This window comes from Bradyrhizobium sp. USDA 4541 (assembly GCF_024171085.1).
GTDB classification, from domain to species: Bacteria; Pseudomonadota; Alphaproteobacteria; order Rhizobiales; family Xanthobacteraceae; genus Bradyrhizobium; species Bradyrhizobium australafricanum.
The window spans coordinates 8880363-8903133 of sequence record NZ_JALJZF010000001.1 but is presented as its reverse complement, the minus strand read 5'-3'; the positions used below and the strand labels follow the sequence as shown (position 1 = coordinate 8903133).

Here is a 22771-nt window from a genome sequence, read left to right as displayed (position 1 = left end):
CAATCGCTTAAACTCTTGTTCACGAACGACCCACAAGTATTGGACCGGTCCCCGGCGGCTTCATCGGCGGAGAGGTCTCTTTCGTCATCAGCGGGGACTTAATTGCGTCCCAGCTTGTCCGAGAGATCCCGCGCGCACGCTAAGCCTGCTCAGCTTCTACCACCGTCGCATTCGGCGCAATCTCTCTCAGATAACGAGATGGCAATTCGCTGAGATCATTGGGCTGACGGAAGCGCTTGCGCGGAAGCCAGACGCGCGGCCCGAGGCGTCGCGCACGCCGCACGAATGAAGGGGGTTTTGGCCTCCGCGACAGTGCCGAATAAAGCTGGTGTGTTGATCTGGAAGCCGCTCTGGTGTTGCGCGTTGTATCGATCTTGCAACGCAGTGTCGTTGCTTATGATGAGAGCTTCCGGATTGGCTGAAAAGTGATGTGATAAAAACTGACGATCGTGTTCGAGGTGAGTCAGTGCATGGAAGAACGCGCTGAGCTTTGTATGTTTTCCGACAAGGGTCCTTGAGCTTCGCGCTCCGTCGGGTACCAGCAAAGACGATTGTCACTCGTCGGGCTAGTTTATCCCAGAAAGATTGCGCGACAGGCCGGATGGTGATCGACAATTACTCCCATTTGACGTTCGCGCGCCAGGACTTGGGCCCGTTTTGCGACGGCATAGCTCTTGCAGAGATGAAGATTGTCAACTTGAGGCCGTCATCATCGAGCTTCGGGCCGCTTGCAGGCGTTGCGCACGGGATGAGGAGCGCTGCGCTCGCGAGCCGTTCTCTCAGGAGTGCCCGTGATACCATCTGCTAATTGGTCTGCGGGCCTGCTCGGGACGCGGCTCGCATTTTTTGTGGCCGGCTTCGGCCTCGCGGCCTGGGCGCCTTTGGTGCCGCTCGCAAAGGAGCGGCTCGGGGTGGATAACCGCGTGCTCGGTCTTCTGCTACTCTGTCTCGGAGCGGGGTCCGTCATCGCTATGCTTTTGACCAGTGTGTCGAATGCGCGCTACGGCAGCAAGCCCATCATCATCGCAGGTGGGCTTGGCATCTCGCTCATCCTGCCGTGCCTTGCAGTTGCCGGCACACCTCTCGGCCTCGGTGCCATGCTGTTTGGTTTCGGTGTTTCACTTGGTTCGATCGACGTAGCCATGAATATTCATGCGATCGAATTGGAGCGCGCCACTGGACGTCCATTGATGTCCGGCTTCCACGCCCAGTACAGCATTGGCGAATTCACCGGCTCTGCCGCGGTGACCTCGTTCCTTTCGCTGCAGCGTGGCCCGCTTATTTCGACGTTGGTCTGTTCGGCCTTAATGATGATCGCGATTATGTCAGCTTGGCCGCGGCTGCTCGCCATGAGTGTGAGACCGCAGGAACCGTTGTTTGTCTTGCCCAATCGCAGTGTGTTGCTGGTAGCCGTACTCGCGGCTATCACCTTTCTCGTCGAAGGTGCAATGCTTGATTGGAGCGCTTTGCTTCTCGTTGGGCAAGGCCTCCTCGCAGAGGCGCACGGGGGCGTTGGTTGTATGCTCTTCTCAATTGCGATGGCCGCAGGCCGTCTCAGCGGAGATACCATGGTAGCTCGGCTCGGCGACCGTAACACATTGATGCTCGGGACCGTGCCAATCTTGACCGGCTTCTTGGCCGTGGTGGCCGCGCCGATTGCGTTGATTGCCATGGCGGGGTTCGTGCTTATTGGATTGGGTGTTTCAAATGTTGTGCCCGTACTGTGTCGACGCGCCGGCAAACAGAGAGTGATGCCCGTAGGCGTTGCGATTGCAGTCATCACCACAGCGGGGTATGCGGGTATACTGGTCGGTCCCGCCAGCATCGGGCTCGTCGCACACATGGTCGGCTTGCCGTTGGCGTTCGCGATGTTAGGCGTGCTCATGTGCATCGCGACCCTGTCGGCGCGGATGGTGATGGCAGAGTCTCTCTAAGCATCGGCTCAGAGGGAATAGCGACGCGCGTCGAGCTAATGACCCGTCTCAAGGCGGCGTTCGCGCCGACCGTCGATAGCTCGCAACTTGATGGCTGTGGCCGCGGCTTTGACACACCGGATCACTCGGCGTTGGGCGTCCCACCGAGCGTTGTTGTTAACGAAGTGATGTTGACTGCGCGGCGAGGTTGATTATCTGCGTGAGCGGTTAGCCCGGCTATGTTGGGACATTCACCGCCGGGTATTCTGGGATCGGCCCTGCGCCCGCTTGTCGGGACACGCGGCGACTTTGGCCGTCCATCTGCTGTCGGCGAGATACGCGCGATACGCCAACTGAATGCCCTCCTGCAGTGAGGTCTGGGCGCGCCAGCCGAGCCTGCCCAGTCGGCCGACGTCGAGCAGCTTGCGCGGCGTGCCGTCCGGGCGCGACGTGTCGAAGCTGATCTCGCCGCGAAAGCCGATGGCGGCCGCGACCAACAGGGCGAACTCGGCGATGGTGATGTCCTCGCCGGTGCCGATATTGACCAGTTCGGGCGATGAATAGGTCTTCATCAGATGGATGCAGGCGTCGGCGAGATCGTCGACATAGAGGAATTCGCGGCGCGGCGTGCCGGTGCCCCACACCGCGACGTTGCCGGCGCCCGAAACCTTGGCCTCGTGGAAGCGGCGGATCAGCGCGGCGACGACGTGGCTGTATTCGGGGTGATAATTGTCGCCGGGGCCGTAGAGATTGGTCGGCATCACGCTGATGAAATCGGCGCCGTACTGGCTGCGATAGGCCTCGGCCATCTTGATGCCGGCGATCTTGGCGATGGCATAGGGCTCGTTGGTCGGCTCCAGCGGGCCGGTCAGCATCGAATCCTCGCGCAGCGGCTGCGGCGCCAGGCGCGGATAGATGCAGGACGAGCCGAAGAACATCAGCTTCTCGCAGCCATTGGCGTGCGCTGCCTGGATCACGTTGCTCGAGATCGCCAGATTATCGTAGAGAAATTCGGCCCGCAGCGTGTTGTTGGCGACGATGCCGCCGACCTTGGCTGCGGCGAGGAACACGGCCTGCGGCCGCTTCGCGGCAAACCAGGCGTTAACCGCGGTTTGGTCGCGCAGGTCGACCTTGCTGCGCGACACCGTCAGGAGATCGGACTCCTCGCGCGCCAGCCGGCGCATCAGCGCCGAGCCGACCATGCCGCGATGGCCGGCGACGAAGACCGTCTTGCCCTTCAGCTCAAAGGCCGTGCTTGCCATTGGCCGCGTCCTGCCTGGCCTCGACGAGATCGCTGGCGACCATTTCCTTCACCAGCTGCGCGAACGGCGTCTTCGGCGTCCAGCCGAGCTTGGCGCGCGCCTTGCTGGCGTCGCCGATCAGAAGATCGACCTCGGTCGGGCGGAAATAGGTCGGATCAATCTGTACCAGGGTGTTGCCGGACGCCTTGTCGATACCGACCTCCTCGACGCCCTTGCCGCGCCATTCGATGCTGCGGCCGACCTCGGCAAACGCCAGCTCGACGAACTCGCGGACCGACCGCGTCTCGCCGGTCGCGAGCACGAAGTCGCCGGGCTCGTCGACCTGCAGGATCCTGTGCATGCCCTCGACATAGTCGCGGGCGTGGCCCCAGTCGCGCTTGGCGTCGAGATTGCCGAGATAGAGCTTGTTCTCGAGGCCGACCTCGATGCGGGCAACGGCGCGGGTGATCTTGCGCGTCACGAAGGTCTCGCCGCGGATCGGGCTCTCATGGTTGAACAGGATGCCGTTGCTGGCGAACATGCCATAGGCCTCGCGGTAGTTCACCGTGATCCAGTAGCCGTAGAGCTTGGCGACGCCATAGGGCGAGCGCGGATAGAATGGCGTGGTCTCCTTCTGCGGCACCTCTTGCACGAGCCCGTAAAGCTCCGAGGTCGAGGCCTGGTAGAACCGCGTTTCCTTTTCCATGCCGAGGATGCGAATCGCTTCCAGCAAGCGCAGCACGCCGATGGCGTCGGCGTTGGCGGTGTATTCCGGGCTCTCGAAGCTAACCTGGACGTGGCTCTGGGCGGCGAGGTTATAGATCTCGGTCGGCCGGATCTGCTGCATCAAGCGGATCAGATTGGTCGAATCGGTCATGTCGCCGTAGTGCATCAGGAACGGCACATTGCCGGCATGCGGGTCCTGATAGAGATGATCGACGCGCGCGGTGTTGAGCGAGGACGAGCGACGCTTGACCCCGTGCACGGTATAGCCGAGGCCGAGCAGATATTCGGCGAGATACGCGCCGTCCTGCCCGGTGATGCCCGTAATCAGCGCAACGCGCCGCTTCGAATCCTGAGCCGTCATCGTCTCTCTTAGCTGCGCTGGAAAGAAAGCGTCCCTTCGAATCGTCCTTTGCGAAACGGGCTTCTCGAGAAATCCGCCGGCGCACTTCACCCGCAATCAGAGGAAGCCGATAGTTAGATCTAGTCATACACATCGTGCAGGAATGCACACTATATACATTGATTTATATTGTGCTGGAGGGGGAATACCCATCGAGCTTCAAAATGAAAACCAACGAACCATCGCAGATGGCAAACCCCGTTATGTGCATACGTCAATGAGAGAGGCCGAAAGTCCGTGTTCTCTATCGTTTCATTGGGTGCGTGCGTTCGCTCAGTGTGGCCATGGCGCAAGAGGGTGACTTGCTGAAGCCGCGGTAGTCGATGTTCGTCTGAACTCTGGCACGTAAGCCAGAGCACGACGAAGCCTGCGCATCAACAACATTAGCCCTACAAAATGCTCCGATCCTTCTTCTGAACGGACCCCATAGTCTGGGCGGCAGGATCGTCGACGATGATCATCGCTCTTCTGCTGACGGCCCGCTCTCGTAAGCGGCGGATGGTTGACGCGAGCACGAAATGTGAGAATGCAGCAAACGTTGGTATAGTTCTTCGAACAAGTTCGATATCGAAAGCTTACGTTCGTACAATGGAGCTTCGGTGGCAATCAATTAGTCTCATCCCGACCAACATAGCTGGAAACCGTCAGAGGCTGATGAGCCTATTACACCAGCGCGACAAACCCTAGAACAGTTGCGTGAATGCGAGAGCAGGACGTTGTAAGGTGACGCCACACTACTTGCACGACGTATCCTTTCGGCGGCCTCGTGCGGCAATGACGCCATCGTCGCTATCCAGCGAAAGTCAGTTTTTGTCGAAAGCGAATTTCATGACCAGATTTCCTGTCGGGGACGTCGGGCTCTTTGAACTTGGGCGGCATTAATCGATATGTGTGGAATTGTCGGCATCTTGGGGCGTGGTCCGGTCGTCGGGCAGTTGGTCGCTTCGCTCAAGCGATTGGAATATCGTGGCTACGACTCCGCAGGCCTTGCGACGCTCGAAGGGCTACGTATCGAGCTCCGGCGGGCTGAAGGTAAGCTGAGAAACCTTGAGGAGCGGCTGCGCTATTGTCCGCCAGAGGGTCATACCGGTATCGGTCATGTCCGCTGGGCGACTCATGGGAAACCGACCGAGAGCAATGCTCATCCGCATGCGACGGAAAATGTCGCGGTCGTTCATAACGGGATCATTGAGAACTTCCGCGAGTTGCGAGCCGAGCTGGAGCGGGATGGGGCCAACTTCTACTCAGAGACGGACACCGAGGTGGTGGCGCATCTCGTCGAATCTTATCTCAAGAATGGCTACTCGCCACAGGATGCAGTACAAGCGTCGCTGCCGCGGCTGCGCGGAGCCTTCGCGCTTGCATTCCTCTTCAAGGCTAACGACGACCTTTTGATCGGTGCGCGCAAGGGATCGCCCCTCGCGATCGGACATGGCAACGGCGAAGTATATCTAGGATCGGACGCGATCGCGCTCGCGCCGTTGACCGACACCATTACCTATCTTGAAGACGGCGACTGGGCCGTGCTTACCCGCGCGATTTGCGTGATCTATAGCGCAGACGGCTCCGTCGTGCAGCGGGAGACATCAAAGCCTGGCGTATCGTCACTCCTTGTGGATAAAGAGAATTATCGCCATTTCATGGCCAAGGAAATCCAGGAGCAGCCGAGAGTGGCCTGCAAAACACTGGCGCACTATCTTGATACGGCAGGCGAGCGCGTAGCCCTGCCGCTCACATTGCCGTTCGATTTTAACTCCATTCAGCGCATCTCAATTACCGCGTGCGGAACGGCAAGCTATGCCGGTCACATCGCCAAATACTGGTTCGAGCGGTTAGCTCGCTTGCCTGTCGAGATCGATGTAGCCTCCGAGTTCCGCTACAGGGAGGCGCCTTTGCGTCAGGGCGATCTCGCGATCGTCATCTCACAGTCCGGCGAAACCGCTGACACACTAGCTGCGTTGCGATACGCCAAGAGCCAGGGCCTGCACACAATATCTGTGGTCAATGTCCCTACGTCGACGATTGCGCGCGAGAGCGAATCCGTGCTGCCGACGTTGGCGGGGCCAGAAATCGGCGTCGCTTCTACGAAGGCATTCATCTGCCAGCTGATGGTATTAGCGGTGCTTGCCGTCGCAGCAGGAAAGGAGCGCGGCAAGCTGTCAGAGATCCATGAATCGAAGTTCGTGCGCGAGCTCATCGAAGTGCCGCGGTTGATTGCTGCGGCGCTGTTGACCGAGCCGCAGATCGAAAAGCTCGCGGGTGATATCGCCAACTCAAGGGACGTGCTCTATCTCGGCCGTGGCACGTCGGCCCCCCTGGCGTTGGAAGGCGCACTCAAGTTGAAGGAAATTTCCTATATCCACTCAGAAGGTTATGCCGCCGGCGAGCTCAAGCACGGACCTATCGCCTTGATCGATGAGGCCGTGCCAGTGGTGATGATTGCGCCTTACGACGAACTCTTTGAGAAGACCGTATCGAATATGCAAGAAGTCGCAGCTCGGGGCGGCAAGATCATCCTGATCACCGATGCGAGAGGCGCTTTGGAAGCGACGCTGGACACACTCATGACCATTGTGCTGCCGGAGATGGTCGCAAACTTTACACCGATGGTCTATGCTATTCCGCTTCAGCTCTTGGCTTACCATGCCGCCCTCGTAAGAGGCGCCGACGTAGATCAACCGCGTAATCTCGCCAAATCGGTGACTGTCGAATGAAGCCGCAGTGTTAATGTCGGAGCCTCTCGCCTCGGCATGGGGGTGTTGGATTTGCGTTCCGTTGCGTTGGTTGTGGATGACGGAGCGGACAAGTCCTTGATCTAGTTGCATCCGAAGTTGCTCGTAGTTTCTGCCCGGTTGCGCGCTCAGGCAATGCTGTCGCCGTCGCCCCAGGCTCCGCTGATCGGCCGGACAGGTGGGCTTCGAAGGAGAACGATCCCGGCATCAACGGGTCAATCATGATCAGCTGGACGAGCAGCTTCAGTTTTGCTTGGATCGTAACCCTAACTAACACGATGGGAGTGAGGCCTACCCTCCTACAGGGCGAAATCAGCCCGAAGCCGGTTCAGGACGGATGCTCCTCCTCCTCGCACCTTGCCGAAGGCGACGAGCAGACCAGCGTAGAGAGCTTCGGGCTGCTCCGCCGCGGCTAGCTCATTGGCAGCGCGCAGGCGCGGCAACTTACATTTTTCCAAATGCCAGCATGCGCGCCATGTCGGCCAAGTTGAGCAAGCGCTTCGACCCGTCGGGATTGCCTAGGATTAACGGTCTAGTTTTTCCGTTGAATCCTGCGTAGCAGCTGCCCATTCGATTCGACTTGGGTCCCACGCGCCATTGTGCAGCCCTCCCACCTGCCACGCGTCATCAAAGGATTGTCTGAAACCGGACATTGCCGCGCAGCGTATTGAAGGGCTCGAATCAGGTGCGGGCGGCTAGTCGCGACGAAAGGAGCGGCGTTCCGGCTATATCTGCGGCCGGCGAGTACCGGCCATTATCTGCCCCGGGGACAGCCGATCGGTTCGTATACCAGGATCGACCCAGCGATGCGGCGGCGCGGGATTAGCTCGACTGGAAAATCCGGTTGGTGGACCAGGATCGCAACGGCCGCTTATCGCAGAGCCGCAGATCGGATCGACCAGAACGTCCTCATTCTCGGCATGGGAATTGCTGGCCCGCTCCTCGAACGAGCTGCTGCCAGCACATGTGTGGTCGTGCGACGCCGCAGGAGAACAATTGATTGCAACCGCCCAATGTGGCGATGGCTATCTTAACACCTATTTCATACTGAACGCGCCTCGGGAACGCTGGAGCAACCTAGCGGAGTGCCACGAGCTTTACTGCGCCGGCCATTTGATTGAAGCGGGTGTCGCGTTCTTTCAGGCGACGGGCAAACGGCGATTGCTCGAGGTTGGTTGCAGACTTGCTGACCACGTCGACAGAGTTTTCGGCCCGGAGCGTGATCAGCTACATGGCTACGATGGCCACCCGGAAATTGAACTTGCGTTAGTGCGTCTCTACGAAGTGACTCATGAGCAGCGATATCTCGCGCTAGCCAATTTTTTTGTGGAGCAACGGGGCTCGGAGCCCCATTTTTACGACATTGAGTACGAGAAGCGCCGGCAATCCTGTGCGACCGAATCAGGCGGCCCGCCATGGATGCTAAGAAACAAAGCATATAGCCAAGCGCATTTGCCACTTTCCAAGCAGCGGACTGCCACCGGCCATGCGGTTCGCTTTGTATACCTCATGACCGGGGTAGCTCATCTTGCCCGGCTGCGTCAGAACGATCAGCAACGTCAGATTTGCCTACGGCTGTGGCAAAGCATGGTGCAGCGCCAGATCTATATCACCGGAGCCATCGGCTCGCAAAGCGCGGGCGAAGGGTTTAGCTGCGATTACGATCTGCCGAATGATACGACGTACGCGGAAAGTTGCGCGTCCATTGGCCTAATGATGTTGGCGCGTCGTATGCTGGAGATGGAGCTGGATGGTCACTATGCCGACGTGATGGAGCGCGCGCTCTACAATACCGTTCTCGGCAGTATCGCATTCGACGGTCGTCATTATTTCTATGTTAATCCGCTCGAAATGCATCCCAAAACGCTGAGGTCCAATGGCATTTATAATCATGTCTCGCCGGTGCGAAAGCCCTGGTTGGCTGTGCGTGCTGTCCACCGAACATCGCACGGCTTTTCGCATCGATAGGTCATTATATCTATACGCCTCGCGCCGAGGCGCTCTATGTAAATCTCTACGGCAATAGAGTGGAAATATCGGTCGGCGGGGCTGAGCTGCGACTGCTCATGAGCGGCAACTATCCCTGGAAAGACGAGGTGGAGATCGCCGTCGAATCTGCACTGCCAATCTCCCACACGCTCGCTCTGCGCCTACCACAATGGTGCAGCGCGCCGGAGGCGAGCCTGAACGGGGAGCGTATCAATTGCGAGCCGCGAAATGGCTATTTGCACATTCACCGGACATGGAGGCAGGGAGATCGCGTCAAACTATTGCTGCCGATGCAAGTGCGTCGCGTCTACGGCCATCCGCAAGTTCGCAATTTGGCCGGCAAGGTGGCCATAGAGCGTGGCCCGTTAGTTTATTGCCTTGAGGAAGTCGACAACGGGACCGAGTTACACAACGTTTGGCTTCATGCAGACAGCCGGTTTTCGCTTGTCGACGGAACTGGCCTCTTCAAGGGCAAGATTTTGCTGCAGGCTGACGGAGTGCGACTGCAACACACGCAATCCGAAGAAGCGCCACTTTATCATTACGACAAGGTGCCTGGGCAGCTAGAACCAACGCGGTTGACATTCATTCCGTGGTTCAGCTGGGCGAACCGCGGCGAAGGCGAAATGCGGATTTGGATAAATGAGCGCTGACGCTGACAAGGGGCCTGCTGCCATGAATCTTAGTTAGATAGGCAATGTCGCCGGTCAAAGCCTGGACGTCGTCAATCCATTTAAGTCGGCCCGTCCACGAGCTCCACTGAACTATCAAGCGAAGAACAGGATATGAGCCGGTTCAGCGAGCCGTTGGAACGCGAACGAGCCGCTTGGAGTAAGCAGGCCAACATCGAACGATCCAATTGTTGGTGAAGAGGCACCCTCGGAGTTGCTCTTGGCCTCATCAAGCCGATCAAATGCCGATGGCTTGAGCGTGCCGCCGTGCGTGTTTTGAAGCAAGCACGGCGACAAGCCAAAGTGAAGTTCGATTAGAGGATCCACGTCAGGTTTTTGTAAGCCAGGCTGCCTATCAGCTCCACACGGCCTAACAGGCTTTGACCAAGTGCAGAAATCTAGTCGTCTGTTAAAAAATCGATTTAGACGGCAAACGATCGCTGGCGGTCGCGATGAGGGTGGTCAGGATCAGGCACCAAAGAGCCCTCAGCCAGGCGAGGATGCGGCGGAGGTTGTGGCCGACGGCCGAGAGGATCACATTGGCGGCATCGCCGGCGCGGCCTTTGAGGTAGCAGCGGCCGAGGTGACCATCGGTCTTCAGGTGTCCGATGATGGGTTCGATGGCGGAGCGGCGGCGCAGCTCGCGCTTGATGACCCCGAAGACGCCGCGCTTCTGGCCGGAGATGAAGACCCGGCGGGGATTTGTGCGTCGTGGCCGCGGTATCCCTTGTCGACATAGGCGCGCTCGATCGCGCAGCCGGTGAGTGTCTCGGTGCGGTCGATGACGTCCCGCAAGGTGTGACCGTCGTACGGGTTATCGGGTAGCGCCCTGGCGTGGAGCACGAACAGGCCCCCGGGAGAACGGCGGTTGTTGGTGACGATGGAGGCTTTGACGCCGAACTCGTAAGGCGCGGCTGCTTCGCCCTTGCCCGATGCACTCCAACTCCGGGGCGTGGAAGGAATAAAGCTTGAAGCCGCGCTGGCGCTGCTGCTGCGAGCGGATCTGCGAGTCCCGGCTGAGCGGGAGGGCGAACGTGTTCTCAAGCGCAGCCTGACCTTCGATCTTGCGGCGGATATCGCGGATGATCCGGCCCAACCGGCTGCGCAGGATGCGCAACTGCCGCTGATGCCGCTTGAATTGCTTGGCTTGGCCGTAGTGTCCCGCCATCATTGTCGCGGTTTGGCAGTGCGCAGATAGGACTGCCGCAGCTTGACCCCGTGCTCCCTCGCCAGGCGGTTGAGCCGCTTGATCGCCGCGTGCAGCAGCTTGGCATCGGTCGGGAAGGTGATGGCCTTCGGCTGCACGGTGGTATCGACCGTGACCGGTTTGAGATCCTGGCTGCGTAACGTGCAGGTCTGGTGCGCCACCCGCAGGCTCTCGGCCAATAGCAGCTCCAGCTTCGCCGAGCCGCTTGCGCCAGTGTCTCAGGTCCGAGCGCTCGTGCGGGAAGGCGTGCTGGAAGAACTCTTTGTCGGTGAAGTACTGGAAATATGGGTCGTGACCCAGCGCTCGCACGCCCCCTCATCGGACAGCCCGTAAATGTGCTTGAGCAGCAACAGCCCGATCATGAGGCGGGTCGCGATCCCGGGCCGACCATTCTCACTATAGAGCGGCGCGATCTCGCCGTCGATCCAGTCCCAATCAACCCGGCTGGCGAGTTGAACCAGCTCGTGGTTCATGTTGATGATCTGGCCTAGCCTGGCCCGGAACAGATCGCCCGATCCCGTTGCTTTGGGCTTCTTCGGTCGCATCGCCACCTCCGATGCGAGCACGGAATCATGACTGGCGATTCGGCGGAATCCTGAAAATGAAATTGTAGGGTTCCGATGCCCGAAACACCAAAACTCTGCAATCCCAAAACAGGCCACAACGAATAATGCGATCTCACCTCAGTCGCTTAGCCGCTCTTCACGGTCGACGCGTTAACTGACCGGAAGCGGACACGATGACGCTCGCGCCTGCCATAGGCAACCCGCTCGTGCCGCCCGGCGGCGTCGAAAACCCCGGCGGCAAGCCGGGGTTTTCTGCTGCGCTATTCATAGCCAGCCAACTCTCGTAACCGCCGCGGTGCGGTTAGCTACGGTGCACCTCACGCATTGAGCCGAATTGGATTCGGCTTCGTTCAGTCCCGGGCTCGATCGTAAGCCGCAAGTGTTGGTTGGTCTGCGCTCCTGCACCTCCTTTCATGGAGGTGCAGATCTCACGTCACATAAAGTCTCCGTCCGAGTCGGACTCTGAAGAAGCTTCGGTATCGCTCGCCACTTTGGAGAGATACCTCGAAGAACTGGTTGCACGCTGCCATCCACCATCCCTGTATCGCCATTGGCTGGACTGGGTGGGGTCGAGCACCATATCATTTTGATCCACTTCAACGAAGCCCATTTGTTCTGCACGAGTTCTCGCTTCGTCATTAGCAGGACGCCAGTTCACCAGCGGCCGTTCGCCGTCTTGCCGTAGCTGGTGCTCGAGCAGAATATCGCCAGCGTTGCCGACGAGCGGATGAGCAACCTGAAAATCCACGATCGAGGTGACGTCAGTGCGTCCGGGGAACTGTGCTCGCCACTGTTGGCTGTAGAACTCACTCTCCATAGGAAATCCCGCTTCCGTTCTTTGGAGACCGACGCTCCTGTTTCCTAGTTGATAGCTGTAATATCGGGCGGCGTCAGAATCCCTTCGGATCCCGTAATTGCTAGCGACATCCGCCGTGCGCCTGGCTCTTTCGGATACATAATCCGAGTACTCCTGCGGATTGTTGGCGATATGATTGATTTCATCGCCATAAAAGTTCCTCACCTCTCGCCGGAATCTGGCTTGGTCGATTTCAATGACAGGAGCTCTTGAGCTGAGATAATAATTCGGCTGCGATGATGAGCTGGCACCGGAATCGTGCAATCGCATTCTAGCGAACGCATCGGAAAAGTCGTCGGCATTCCCGTGACTGCCTGAGTGATGATACTCATCATTGGATGGGACATCCGACCAATTGTTAATTCGATTGTACATGACGACCATACTCCTATCGATGTTGCATTTTGTTCAGGTCCCTCGACCTGCCCTGCCTGATACCGAGCTTAGCTGTCCGCAAGCTGACACCGCGTCTTGAAGGAGAACGTGGCCGGAAAGTCACGAATCGAGGTCTGCAGGGCCATAGAATTTCGGATTTTTATGGTCGAGCTGGATTTGCTTCGGCGCAAATGTCGCGCTGCGCCGAACGATCAAACGAGGTCGGCACGTTCGATTGATCCGGCGTTTATGCCGATTTACGGTTGGATCCGTCCGGACTCATGGTCTGAATGCGGTTGGCGCCCACCTCTAGAAAGAACAATCGGCCAATTGCGACTTTGTGATCGAGTGTGGATTTCGACCTTGTCGCGTCAACATCAATCATGCTCCTCGCCTTACCGCAGATCAGTACGGTGCACGAGTGGAGGACGGCCTGCGAGCGAATGAGGACTACGGATTCGATCTCATTCGTTTCACTGGTGACGAAGTGCTTTCGATGATGATCAGCTCTTTGAGCCACTGGCCCGTACCTCTCAAAAGCTGACGACAGTAATGGTAGCGATAACGATAACGCAGTAAGCTCCTCAAGGTCGACTACGAGGACGATTTCATGTGACAAGAGAATCTCACATAAGATCGTCATCTAGACTATCTGGCGCCGCTCTTCGCGAGATCGTCAGTAACTAAGCGGTCTATTGCGGCTCGCAGCCCGAAGAGAGCCTGCTGTTTTCGAGCGAGATACCGCTTGGAGTACAGCTGCACCGTCAGGTTTCGCTCCTACTGGGCAGCCGATCCGATGCGCAATCCAATAGATGGAGTTGCTCGCATCCGGTGATGGTCTACGTCAGATCAGAACAAGATGCGCCCGGTCGCCATTGGCGGCCGGCGTTTCGCTTGAGTATCTGGGCGGCTTGGCTGCGGAGGTCTTGTACACCATCTAACATGAGCAGAGTTGGGGAGCGTCGAGGAGGCCGCTTTAAGGGTGGTTTGAGGAAAGCGCAGAGCGATGGGAGGTAGGCAGGGAAAAATGCGGCGACTGGCGCCGTGGCGGAAGGAGCTCGCGCAGAACGTTCGCGCTTGAGCTTGTCGAACACCCTCTGCGCAATGTCCCCCGAAGTGCCAAAAAAAGGACGAGTAGAGCCTAGAAGCATACTCCGACCCTTGGTGGCAACGTCGTCCTGAGCGGCCTGATGCCTGGGCAGCTCACGGGCCAAGAAGGCAATGCGGCATCGACTGGCGCTGGGCCACCTGATTTCGCAAAGGCCGCTTCAGTAAGATCGTACCGAGTTCGCCGGATCTCGACATTCGGTACTGAAATGGCTCGCTGCCGGCTGATCGTTTCAAGTGCATCCTCCGTTGCGGTTTTCCTTCAGTGCGGCATCGAGGTGCTCGATCAGTGCATGTCCGGCGAAGGGCTTGGCCAAGAAGCCAACCGCTCCTGCACTCAGAGCTGAGGCGCGCACGCGGTCGTTCGGGAAGGCAGTAATGAAAATGAACGGCACCCCGTAACCGCGAGACCGCATTTCCGCCAGCAGGTCCAAGCCGCCCATAACGGGCATCTGCACGTCCGTAATTACGCAGGAGGTCTCGTTCAACCGCGGCGATCTCAAGAAATCCTCCGCCGATGTAAATGTTTGAACGATGTAGCCGCGCGATTTCAATAGGTTCTCCGTCGCCGCACGAACAGATGCGTCGTCGTCAACGACAGAAATCAAAGGCGTGGACAAGACGATCCCTCCTGGCGCGGGACTAACGGCTGCCGAGGCATTAGCCACCCTGGGCGAAAAGTGGGCTCGAGTGACGAAATTGTAAAATCATACTTAGGTTTGTTCAGAACGATTCGCGCCGATCCCCAGGGTCTCAGCCATTCTGATCAGATCGGCCAGCGAGCGGGCACGCATCTTTCTCATTACGTGTCCCCGGTAGATCTTGACCGTAATCTCGGCGAGCCCAAGCTCAGCGGCTACCTGCTTGTTCATCAGGCCGGAAGCGACCAGCTTCATCACCGCCTGTTCGCGCGGGCTCAGGGTCTCAAATAGCGACTGCAGGTTTGCGACTGTTTGCTGGGCCTCCCGTCTTTTGCGGTCGCGCTCGGTCGCGGCGATCACCGCGTCAAGCAATTCCTGATCGCGAAACGGTTTGGTAAGGAAATCGACCGCGCCTCCTTTCATCGCCCTGACGCTCATGGGAATGTCGCCATGGCCGGTAATGAAAATGATCGGAATATGTATGTTCAACTTCCCCAGCTCGGTTTGGAACTCCAAGCCGCTCAAGCCTGGGAGCCGGACATCAAGAACCAGACAGCTAACAACATCCGGAAGTGCGTTCTGCAGCATTTCGCGGGCCGATCCAAATGCAACGACGTCCAATCCTACCGAATGAAAAAGGTTGGTGAGCGACCGACGCATGGAGATGTCATCCTCGACGACGAAGACGATCGCCTTTGTCGAAGCCTCAGGATTGCTGCTTGGCGAGTCAGAGCGTCGCGTCATAAGACGATCTCCTCATGCAACGGCAGGGCAAACTGGAATGTCACGCCCGGCTGCTCCTTGCGCACCACTGACAGCCGTCCTCCGTGAGCCTCAACGATCGACCGGCAGATCGAAAGACCCATTCCAAGGCCGCTGGATTTCGTGGTGAAGAAAGGCTCTAGCACGCGGTCCGCATCATTCTCGGCGATCCCGACGCCCCAATCTGTCACGGCCACCTGCACATGCCCCATATCGTCCATAGACGACTGAATCAGCAATTCACGGGACCGGTCCGTGACTGCGTCCATGGCTTCGATCCCGTTCATCACCAGATTGATGATCACTTGCTGCAGCTGAATCCGGTCACCGAGAATCGTAGGCAGCGCTGCCGTCAACTCGGTTCTTAACGCCACCTGGTGGCTCACCAGCTCTCGCGTCACCAGCGCAATGACGTCCCCAACGACCTCATTGATATCGAGCGGCACCATCTCGATCTCGCCCTTCTTCGCAAGAGCGCGCACGCGACGGATCACTTCGCTTGCCCGTATTGCGTCTTCGATGATCCACTCAACCGAAGAGCGCGCGGCGGATAGATCAGGAGTTTCGCGGCCCATCCAACCGAGGCACGCGTCAGCGTTGCTGATAATGGCGGCGAGTGGTTGGTTGATTTCATGGGCAATGGAGGTTGTCAGCTCTCCTAACGTCGTCACACGTGTCACATGCGCAAGTTCCGCCTGTGCCTTCCGCAACTGTTGTTCGGCTTGATTTGCGCGAATAATAGCGGTGATGTCGGTGCTGACGCCGCGGTAGCCAAGGAACTTGCCGTTCGCATCAAAAAAGGGCTTGCCGCTCGTCCGAACGTAGATCGGAGATCCGGTCCGGTTGACAGTACGGTAGACCAGATCCCGGAACGGCAGATGCGCCTCAAGTGTGGCCCGGTGCTGCCGCCACTTCTCAGGTTCCTCTTCCACATCGCACGCAATGTCCCAGCGGAGCAGGCCGATCAATCCTGTCGCTAAGATTCCCGCAGCGCTGGTGTGCTCGGACAAGCGCGTAACCTGGTGATCCGGCCCGGTCTCCCAGAGCCAATCGGAAGCTGTCTCGGCGTAATCGCGAAAGCGCTGCTCGCTTTCGCGCAGCGCAGCCAGTGTGTTTTCCAGGCGCTCTCTGGCGGCGTATTGCTCGGTCACATCCATATGCGTTCCGATCAGTTCGCTCACGCAGCCATCGTTGCCGACCACGATATGCGCAACGGAGTGTATGCGCCTTATCCCGCCGTCTTTTAGAAGAATTCGAAAATCATACTCGAAGCGATCTTCCTTGAGCTCGATAGCCTGGCGCTGCACCTCCTGGAGCCCGGGGAGGTCGTCTGGATGGATGCGCGAGCGAATGGTCTCTATTGTTACGGTCTCTTGCGGATCAAACTCAAACAGACGATCGACCTCGGCGGAGCGATACACAAAATCGAGTCCGTGAACGTCCCAGGACCAGCTGCCCGTGTGACTGAGATGCTGGGCTTCGGCGAGATAGGCCTCACTGCGCCGCAGCTTCTGCTCTGCTTGCCGCTCCGCGGTAACATCCGTCGCTGCCCCGACAAACTCAATATCACCGCTGGCGGTTCTCGTGGCTCGTGCCCGCGCATGGATGTGCTTCACCGAGCCGTCCGGCAGCAGCAGCCGGTATTCATGCTCGAAATCCTTACGATCTCGCATCGCCCGATCAATAACCTCTTGAACCGAAGCCCTATCATCTGGATGGGTGCGCTCGACGACGAGGTGCGGCGACGGAACGGTCTGCGGGTCCAACTCAAATATTCGAAACGTCTCCTTTGACCAGAAGACCTCGCCGGTGACGACATTCCAGCCGAAGCTGCCTGTATGGCTCAGCTCCTGGGCCTGGGCCAAATGTGCTTCGCTCCGCTGTAGGGCAAACTCGGTCCGCTTCCGTTCGGTGATATCTTCGCAGGATATCAGAACAATGGGCCGGTCATCAGCCCAGATCATGGCTTTGGCATTTTCACGTACCCACAGTACCGAGCCGTCGTTCCTGACTTTCCGGGCCTCCCAGGTTCGCGATTGACCGATATCTTCAAGGCAGGCGCGAATGCATTCGCGAGCTAACTCGCGATCCTCCTCCAGAAAGACTCCCAGGATGGAGTGGCCGATCAGTTCGGAACGCGCATAGCCGAACTGTGCCGCGCCGAACGAATTGCTATTGAGGACGGTACCGGCTTCGTCGACCATGACGTACATAGCCGGATTGTGTTCGAAGATTGCTTGCCAGCGTTTCTCGCGGTCCTCCAAATCGGCCGCGCTGATCCGGAGCATGGCTGCGGCCTCACGCGCGGCTTGGCTTTCCTGGCGCACTTTTCCGATCAGGTGCGTTCCGACGATCGAGACAACGAAAAACGCAACGACCACCGGAAGATCTTGTGGATCATCGATCCGCAGACTGAACGCTGGCGGCGCAAAGTAGTAAGCGAGAGCTGCGATGGCCACGACGCAAAGCGCGGATGACGCGATGAAGCTGCCCATCAACGAAAACAGCAACACGACTAACAAATAGGCGAACGCCGTCGCAGCGAACTGCGCGTGAAGGTACAAGCAAGCCAGCGTTACCACGGCCAACGTTATGCTGCCGAAGGTAAACTGAGGCGCTGAAACTTTGAAACTGCTGATCTGGCTACGCATTTTTATACCGTCCGGCCTTTTCTCCGGCGGGAGAGCTATAACATTTTAGGCAAAAATGGGGCAATCCTTTCGCTGCCGACAGAACTTCGTGAGCGGATCCGAGATCGATTGCCTTCTGTTGAACTCAGCACGCGCCGAAGAAATACGCATTACAAACGTACGTATAGTTGTCCTAAACCTTTCAATAGTGCGCGCTAACCTGTGTACAATCGAGGCTGCGCTGTCTGGTTTCCTCCGCGGCCGGTGACCTCGGGGCAGGCATTGGAGGTTGCGGCCCTAGGATCGCCGCCGGGACCTGTTGGCACGCCACGACGAGGACAAGGGTTACAGTTCAGCGAGGACGTCGCGGCCGAAAAAGCACCCCGCTCGCCGAATCCGGAAAGGATAGATGCAAGCTGCGGGACCACGCATCTCGCGGTCGATCATGCGGAAGGGAACGCAATGTAATGTGCCAAGATAGTAAGGCGAAGTTATGCAACGGCTGTCTATGACTCGCGGCCATCTCAGCTCAGGTTTCGTGCCGATGAGCCGTTAGCCGGAATCGAGAGCGCGTATATGACGCCGAGCCGACACTAGCTTCTTCGAGCCGCCTCGTCTCAGTCAAGGTGCCAATCTAGTCCACGCAGATCACACTTATCGCGATCTGGATACGTACCGTTAGACTGAGTCGAACGCGGAAGAAGCTACCGCCTAGCCGGCCGGGCGAGGCGAGTGCGGTGACCACGGACGTGGCCATTTGTGGGCAGGTCAACACCTTGGTCCGTCACGCTGGATACGTTCTTTCGCAGTCTTACTGTCTGGCTCGGCAATGTTGCACAGGCGCTCGGCTGGCCAGAAGCCTAACCTCGAAAGACCACGCTTGAAAATGACTTTCCAAAATTGCAGCTCCTTCTCGCGTGCGGTAGCGCCTCACAGGCGACTGCCGGGGGCGTGAAGCGGAGCAAGAGCTGCGTTCTGGAGATCCAGTGGGAGAAAGCTCCGACTCGCAGTTCGAGCACGGTGCCGACTTGAACTACGAAGAATCGTGAATGCGGTTGCGCTTGGATTCGACGCGTCTTGCAATGACGGCGACCGAGATCCGGGCTACCTCCTTGTGTCGACAGTGGTGGGCCGGTCGAGCCGAGCGTGCAACGTCGCGTGCTCTAGCTCGCCTTCCCACCAGGATACGAACACGGCTGCAATGCCATTGCCGGTGATGTTGGTAAGGGCGCGTACCTCGCTCATGAACTTGTCGATCGAGAACACGATTGCCATACCCGGTACCAGCGCTGGGTTGACGACCGACAATGTTGCGGCGAGCGTAATGAAGCCCGCGCCGGTGACGCCGCTTGCCCCCTTGGAGGTCAGCATTGCCACGAGCAAGATCGTGAGCTGTTGGCCAAAGGTGAGATCGACTCCGAGTGCTTGGGCAATGAACAATGTGGCAAGTGTCATATAGATGTTGGTGCCATCGAGGTTGAAGGAGTACCCAGTTGGGACCACCAGGCCGACCACGGGCTTGGAGCAGCCCAGCCGCTCAAGCTTCCCCATCAATTGCGGCAGCGCGCTTTCCGAGGACGAAGTGCCGAGCACGATCAAAAGCTCGTCCTTGATATAGGCAATGAACTTGAAAATCGAAAAGCCGACGATGCGTGCGATAATGCCGAGCACAACCACCACAAAAAGCGCAGCCGTCACGTAAAATAGTGCGATCAGACCGATCAGATTGCCGAGCGCTGCCGGCCCGAACTTGCCAATCGTGAAGGCCATGGCGCCGAAGGCCCCGATCGGGGCCGCTTTCATAATGATGGCGATTACGCCGAACACCGCGTGCGCGACGTCGTCAATCATGCCGCGCAGCCGCTCCCCGCGTTCTCCTAGCGCCATCAGAGAAAAACCGAACAGGATCGCGAACAGGAGCACCTGCAAAACATCGCCGCGAGCGAACGCGCCAACTATGGTATCGGGAATGATGTTGAGAACGAAATCGACGCTCTTGGAGGCTTCCGCTTGCTTGACGTAATTGGCGACCGCTGCAGCGTCCGGCTTGACTGCAAGGCCATGACCGATTTGGACCAGATTACCCATAATAAGGCCCAACAGCAGCGCAAAGCTGGAGACGATCTCAAAATAAACCAATGCCTTGACGCCGACGCGCCCGACTTTCTTTGCATCCTGAATGTGTGCGATGCCGGATGCGACGGTGCAGAAGATGATCGGCGCGATCACCATCTTGATGAGTTTGATGAATCCGTCACCGAGCGCCTTGACCCAATCGTTGGTCGCGACAGATGGCCACAGCCAACCGACCAAGGCGCCAACCACGATGGCGATCAACACCTGGACATAGAGGATCTTATACCAAGTTTGCGACGCGCGCGCGGGCGCCGCGGTTGCCATGGTGGTCATGACGCTTCCTTCCCGAATATACCCGAATGCAAGCCGCCGCGTCGTTGAGAGGCGACAGCATCATGCGAGGCTCGTCGTTTTAGCCGTGTCCGATTGAAGACGATCCGAGAAGCGGCGCGTCTTCCCAAAGGCAGGCGTTCAGTTACGTTATCTTTTTTCGCTAAGCAAGATATGCACCAGATGCCCGATCTGGGCCAATCAAGTGCCCGCGGATAAACCGTCTCTCGCCGTTGGCTCGGTCCAGGTGCTCGGACCGCGGTTGCAAGCTCGAACATGACGTTGCAGCATAATGTGTATGTTTGGTCGGCTGGGCGCACCGCGGGCACGTCTCGATCTGGAAACTTGGCGTGATCGGTATGCGCCGACTGATGAGATTGATGCAACACTGCGTGAGATTGGTAAAATCGATAGTTTCGATCGTAGGCATTCACACGATGGAAGTCTGGCACATCGAAGATCTAGGACCCGATTGCCGCAAATTCTGTGATGGAGGCGCTGCATTTTCGCTAGCGGCAAAGCATGTCCGTTCGCGGGGCATTTGTCTCCAGGTGAAGTGACCGCACAGTTCAGCAGAAGGCGGAGATCTGGCTGTGCGCACAAGAGCCCGCAGAGGGCGTCCAAGAAGAAGCAATCTTATGGCCCTTGAAGTCCTGCCGTCTGTTGCCGAGTTCAGCGGCAACGTGGCCCTCAAAGACGGGGTACCGTCGTCGCTGCTCGACCTCGCGGTTGGCGAGAATGGAACACCGCACATGCTCGATAGCTCCCGCATGTAGGCGCGCACTACAGAGCCGAATCGTGGCTCAATGAGAATCTCCGAGCACGAGCGCATGCGGCGCGGCGCAAGATGAATGGGCGCGCTGATTCCGTCGTTTTTATCGGATTGTTCAAGCATTGCGCGATGCTTGAGCAACGTGCCTTCACGCCATTCATGCGCATCGGGGGAGGGGCTGCCACTATCGTAAATCGCGCAGAGGCGCGCTTCGGCAAAAATTGGCGGAGGCCATTCGGATCGCACGGACCGATGGCGCCTTCTGCTTGGGTGTTGGACGTCGCCCATCGACTTTGCTATCGCTTTGGGGGAGCGCGCGTATGCACGATATTGGCATCAATAAAGGTGCTGCCATCGCGCTGCGCATTTCACCTGGAGCTATCAAGCTCGATCCGATCTCGGGCTATCGCGCGGTTGTCGCGCACGCTGGACGGTGCTGAGAGCCCGATCAGGCTAGGGACGCAGCAGATCGCATATGAGGACAGCGCAGATTCTGGCGCGAGATGCGGTCGGGCATGCGCGCCGGCGAGGTCGAACTCAGCGGGTACTGCCGTTTTGCCGCGCGCTAACCCAGCTGATGCTCGGCTGGCGAGAGCAGTTCAGGCCCCTTTTCTGTATACATACTTTTCGGACTAGAGACTCAGTTGCGCATTTATGGCCACACTTCAACCGAAGTTACCGGCGAGTGTATACATGCAGTGTCCAGAACTGGAGGGGTTGATACATGAGCCGGTGCTTTCCGATGAATGCCTGGTACGCAGCCGCTTGGGATGCCGAGGTGAAGCAGGCCTTGCTGCCGCGCACGATCTGCGGCAGGCACGTGGTGATGTATCGGCGCACCAATGGCGAAGTGGTAGCGCTCGAGGACGCCTGTTGGCATCGACTAGTGCCTCTCTCAAAAGGCCGCCTTGAGGGCGACAGCGTCGTCTGCGGCTATCATGGTCTGAAATTCAACGCGCAGGGCCGCTGCACCTTCATGCCCTCGCAAGAAACGATCAACCCCTCCGCCTGTGTGCGTGCCTATCCCGTCGTCGAGCGCCATCGCTTCGTCTGGCTATGGATGGGTGATCCGGCGCTAGCCGACCCGGCCTTGGTGCCGGACATGCACTGGAACGATGATCCCGCTTGGGCCGGCGATGGTGATACCATTCATCTGAAATGCGATTATCGTCTGGTTATCGACAACCTCATGGACCTGACGCACGAAACTTTTGTGCACGGCGCCAGCATCGGCAATGACGCCATCGCGGAAGCGCCGTTTGACGTCACTCATGGGGAGAAGACCGCCACCGTGACGCGCTGGATGAAGGGGATTACCGCGCCGCCATTTTGGGCCAAGCAGTTGCAAAAACCTGGTCCGGTGGACCGCTGGCAAATCATTCGTTTCGAGGCCCCGTGCACGATCAATATCGACGTCGGGGTGGCGCCCACTGGAACCGGCGCGCCCGAAGGCAATCGCGCTGCCGGCGTCAATGGTCTTGTCCTCAACACGATCACGCCCGAAACGGAAACGAGCTGCCACTATTTCTGGGCATTTGTGCGCAATTATCGGTTGAACGAACAGCGCCTGACCACCGAGCTCCGCCAAGGTGTTTCTGGCATCTTCCGTGAGGACGAGGTCATCCTCGAGGCGCAGCAGCGCGCGGTTGACGAAAATCCTGACCGCGCCTTTTACAATCTTAATATCGATGCGGGCGCGATGTGGGCCCGCCGCCTGGTAGACCGGATGATCGACGCCGAGATTCCGTCGCACAGTCGGCAGGCCGCGGAGTAGGGC

The 22771-nt window shown here is 58.4% G+C and carries 13 protein-coding genes and 1 pseudogene; 6 read left to right on the top strand and 8 right to left on the bottom strand.

Annotated features, from left to right (window positions below; translation table 11 throughout):
• Window positions 1-794: 794 nt before the first annotated feature.
• Window positions 795-1934, top strand: coding sequence for an MFS transporter (locus tag J2R80_RS42005; RefSeq protein ID WP_253641107.1), 1140 nt, complete (start codon window positions 795-797; stop codon window positions 1932-1934).
• Between the two features lie 230 nt (window positions 1935-2164).
• Here J2R80_RS42005 and J2R80_RS42000 read toward each other — a convergent pair whose 3' ends face one another.
• Both J2R80_RS42000 and gmd read right to left on the bottom strand, forming a co-directional pair.
• A complete protein-coding gene (locus J2R80_RS42000; RefSeq protein WP_305884573.1) occupies window positions 2165-3175 on the bottom strand; it encodes a GDP-L-fucose synthase in 1011 nt (336 codons plus the stop codon).
• Window positions 3156-4241 (bottom strand): GDP-mannose 4,6-dehydratase, encoded by a 1086-nt coding sequence (gmd, locus tag J2R80_RS41995; protein WP_253640878.1) that lies wholly within the window; start codon window positions 4239-4241, stop codon window positions 3156-3158. The genes J2R80_RS42000 and gmd overlap by 20 nt, the downstream gene beginning before the upstream one ends.
• 926 nt (window positions 4242-5167) lie before the next feature.
• Between gmd and glmS the strand changes: the two genes are divergently transcribed.
• From glmS to J2R80_RS43905, 3 genes are all read left to right on the top strand, one after another.
• Window positions 5168-6994, top strand: coding sequence for a glutamine--fructose-6-phosphate transaminase (isomerizing) (gene glmS, locus J2R80_RS41990; RefSeq protein ID WP_253640877.1), 1827 nt, complete (start codon window positions 5168-5170; stop codon window positions 6992-6994).
• A 1014-nt stretch (window positions 6995-8008) separates the two neighbouring features.
• Window positions 8009-8980 (top strand): beta-L-arabinofuranosidase domain-containing protein, encoded by a 972-nt coding sequence (locus J2R80_RS43910; protein ID WP_253640876.1) that lies wholly within the window; start codon window positions 8009-8011, stop codon window positions 8978-8980.
• Entirely contained in the window at window positions 8926-9654 is a 729-nt protein-coding gene (locus J2R80_RS43905; RefSeq protein WP_256528146.1) for a beta-L-arabinofuranosidase domain-containing protein, read from the top strand. Before J2R80_RS43910 ends, J2R80_RS43905 begins: the two co-directional genes overlap by 55 nt.
• 427 nt (window positions 9655-10081) lie before the next feature.
• Here J2R80_RS43905 and J2R80_RS41975 read toward each other — a convergent pair.
• From J2R80_RS41975 to J2R80_RS41950, 6 genes and pseudogenes are all read right to left on the bottom strand, one after another.
• Window positions 10082-11424 (bottom strand): annotated as a pseudogene (locus J2R80_RS41975) (IS5 family transposase).
• A 454-nt stretch (window positions 11425-11878) separates the two neighbouring features.
• Window positions 11879-12685 (bottom strand): effector protein NopP, encoded by an 807-nt coding sequence (locus J2R80_RS41970; protein WP_305884572.1) that lies wholly within the window; start codon window positions 12683-12685, stop codon window positions 11879-11881.
• A gap of 1331 nt (window positions 12686-14016) precedes the next feature.
• On the bottom strand, window positions 14017-14403 hold the full coding sequence (locus tag J2R80_RS41965) for a response regulator transcription factor (protein WP_253640875.1): 387 nt from the start codon (window positions 14401-14403) through the stop codon (window positions 14017-14019).
• A gap of 93 nt (window positions 14404-14496) precedes the next feature.
• On the bottom strand, window positions 14497-15168 hold the full coding sequence (locus tag J2R80_RS41960) for a response regulator transcription factor (protein WP_253640874.1): 672 nt from the start codon (window positions 15166-15168) through the stop codon (window positions 14497-14499).
• Window positions 15165-17837 carry a PAS domain S-box protein gene (locus tag J2R80_RS41955; protein WP_253640873.1) on the bottom strand — a complete coding sequence of 891 codons (2673 nt, stop codon included), beginning with the start codon at window positions 17835-17837 and terminating at the stop codon, window positions 15165-15167. Before J2R80_RS41955 ends, J2R80_RS41960 begins: the two co-directional genes overlap by 4 nt.
• 1083 nt (window positions 17838-18920) lie before the next feature.
• On the bottom strand, window positions 18921-20225 hold the full coding sequence (locus tag J2R80_RS41950; protein WP_253640872.1) for a dicarboxylate/amino acid:cation symporter: 1305 nt from the start codon (window positions 20223-20225) through the stop codon (window positions 18921-18923).
• Between the two features lie 635 nt (window positions 20226-20860).
• Here J2R80_RS41950 and J2R80_RS41945 point away from each other — a divergent pair.
• Both J2R80_RS41945 and J2R80_RS41940 read left to right on the top strand, forming a co-directional pair.
• A complete protein-coding gene (locus J2R80_RS41945) occupies window positions 20861-20998 on the top strand; it encodes a hypothetical protein (protein ID WP_253640871.1) in 138 nt (45 codons plus the stop codon).
• A 720-nt stretch (window positions 20999-21718) separates the two neighbouring features.
• Window positions 21719-22768 (top strand): aromatic ring-hydroxylating dioxygenase subunit alpha, encoded by a 1050-nt coding sequence (locus J2R80_RS41940; protein ID WP_253640870.1) that lies wholly within the window; start codon window positions 21719-21721, stop codon window positions 22766-22768.
• The last annotated feature ends 3 nt before the right edge of the window (window positions 22769-22771 follow it).

What these genes read in the sequence shown, in the direction of transcription:
- J2R80_RS42000 (WP_305884573.1), bottom strand. Translation starts at nt 3,175, where the DNA reads ATGGCAAGCACGGCCTTTGAGCTGAAGGGCAAGACGGTCTTCGTCGCC.
- gmd (WP_253640878.1), bottom strand. Translation starts at nt 4,241, where the DNA reads ATGACGGCTCAGGATTCGAAGCGGCGCGTTGCGCTGATTACGGGCATC.
- glmS (WP_253640877.1), top strand. Translation starts at nt 5,168, where the DNA reads ATGTGTGGAATTGTCGGCATCTTGGGGCGTGGTCCGGTCGTCGGGCAG.
- J2R80_RS41970 (WP_305884572.1), bottom strand. Translation starts at nt 12,685, where the DNA reads ATGGTCGTCATGTACAATCGAATTAACAATTGGTCGGATGTCCCATCC.
- J2R80_RS41960 (WP_253640874.1), bottom strand. Translation starts at nt 15,168, where the DNA reads ATGACGCGACGCTCTGACTCGCCAAGCAGCAATCCTGAGGCTTCGACA.
- J2R80_RS41955 (WP_253640873.1), bottom strand. Translation starts at nt 17,837, where the DNA reads ATGCGTAGCCAGATCAGCAGTTTCAAAGTTTCAGCGCCTCAGTTTACC.
- J2R80_RS41950 (WP_253640872.1), bottom strand. Translation starts at nt 20,225, where the DNA reads ATGACCACCATGGCAACCGCGGCGCCCGCGCGCGCGTCGCAAACTTGG.
- J2R80_RS41945 (WP_253640871.1), top strand. Translation starts at nt 20,861, where the DNA reads ATGGCCCTTGAAGTCCTGCCGTCTGTTGCCGAGTTCAGCGGCAACGTG.
- J2R80_RS41940 (WP_253640870.1), top strand. Translation starts at nt 21,719, where the DNA reads ATGAGCCGGTGCTTTCCGATGAATGCCTGGTACGCAGCCGCTTGGGAT.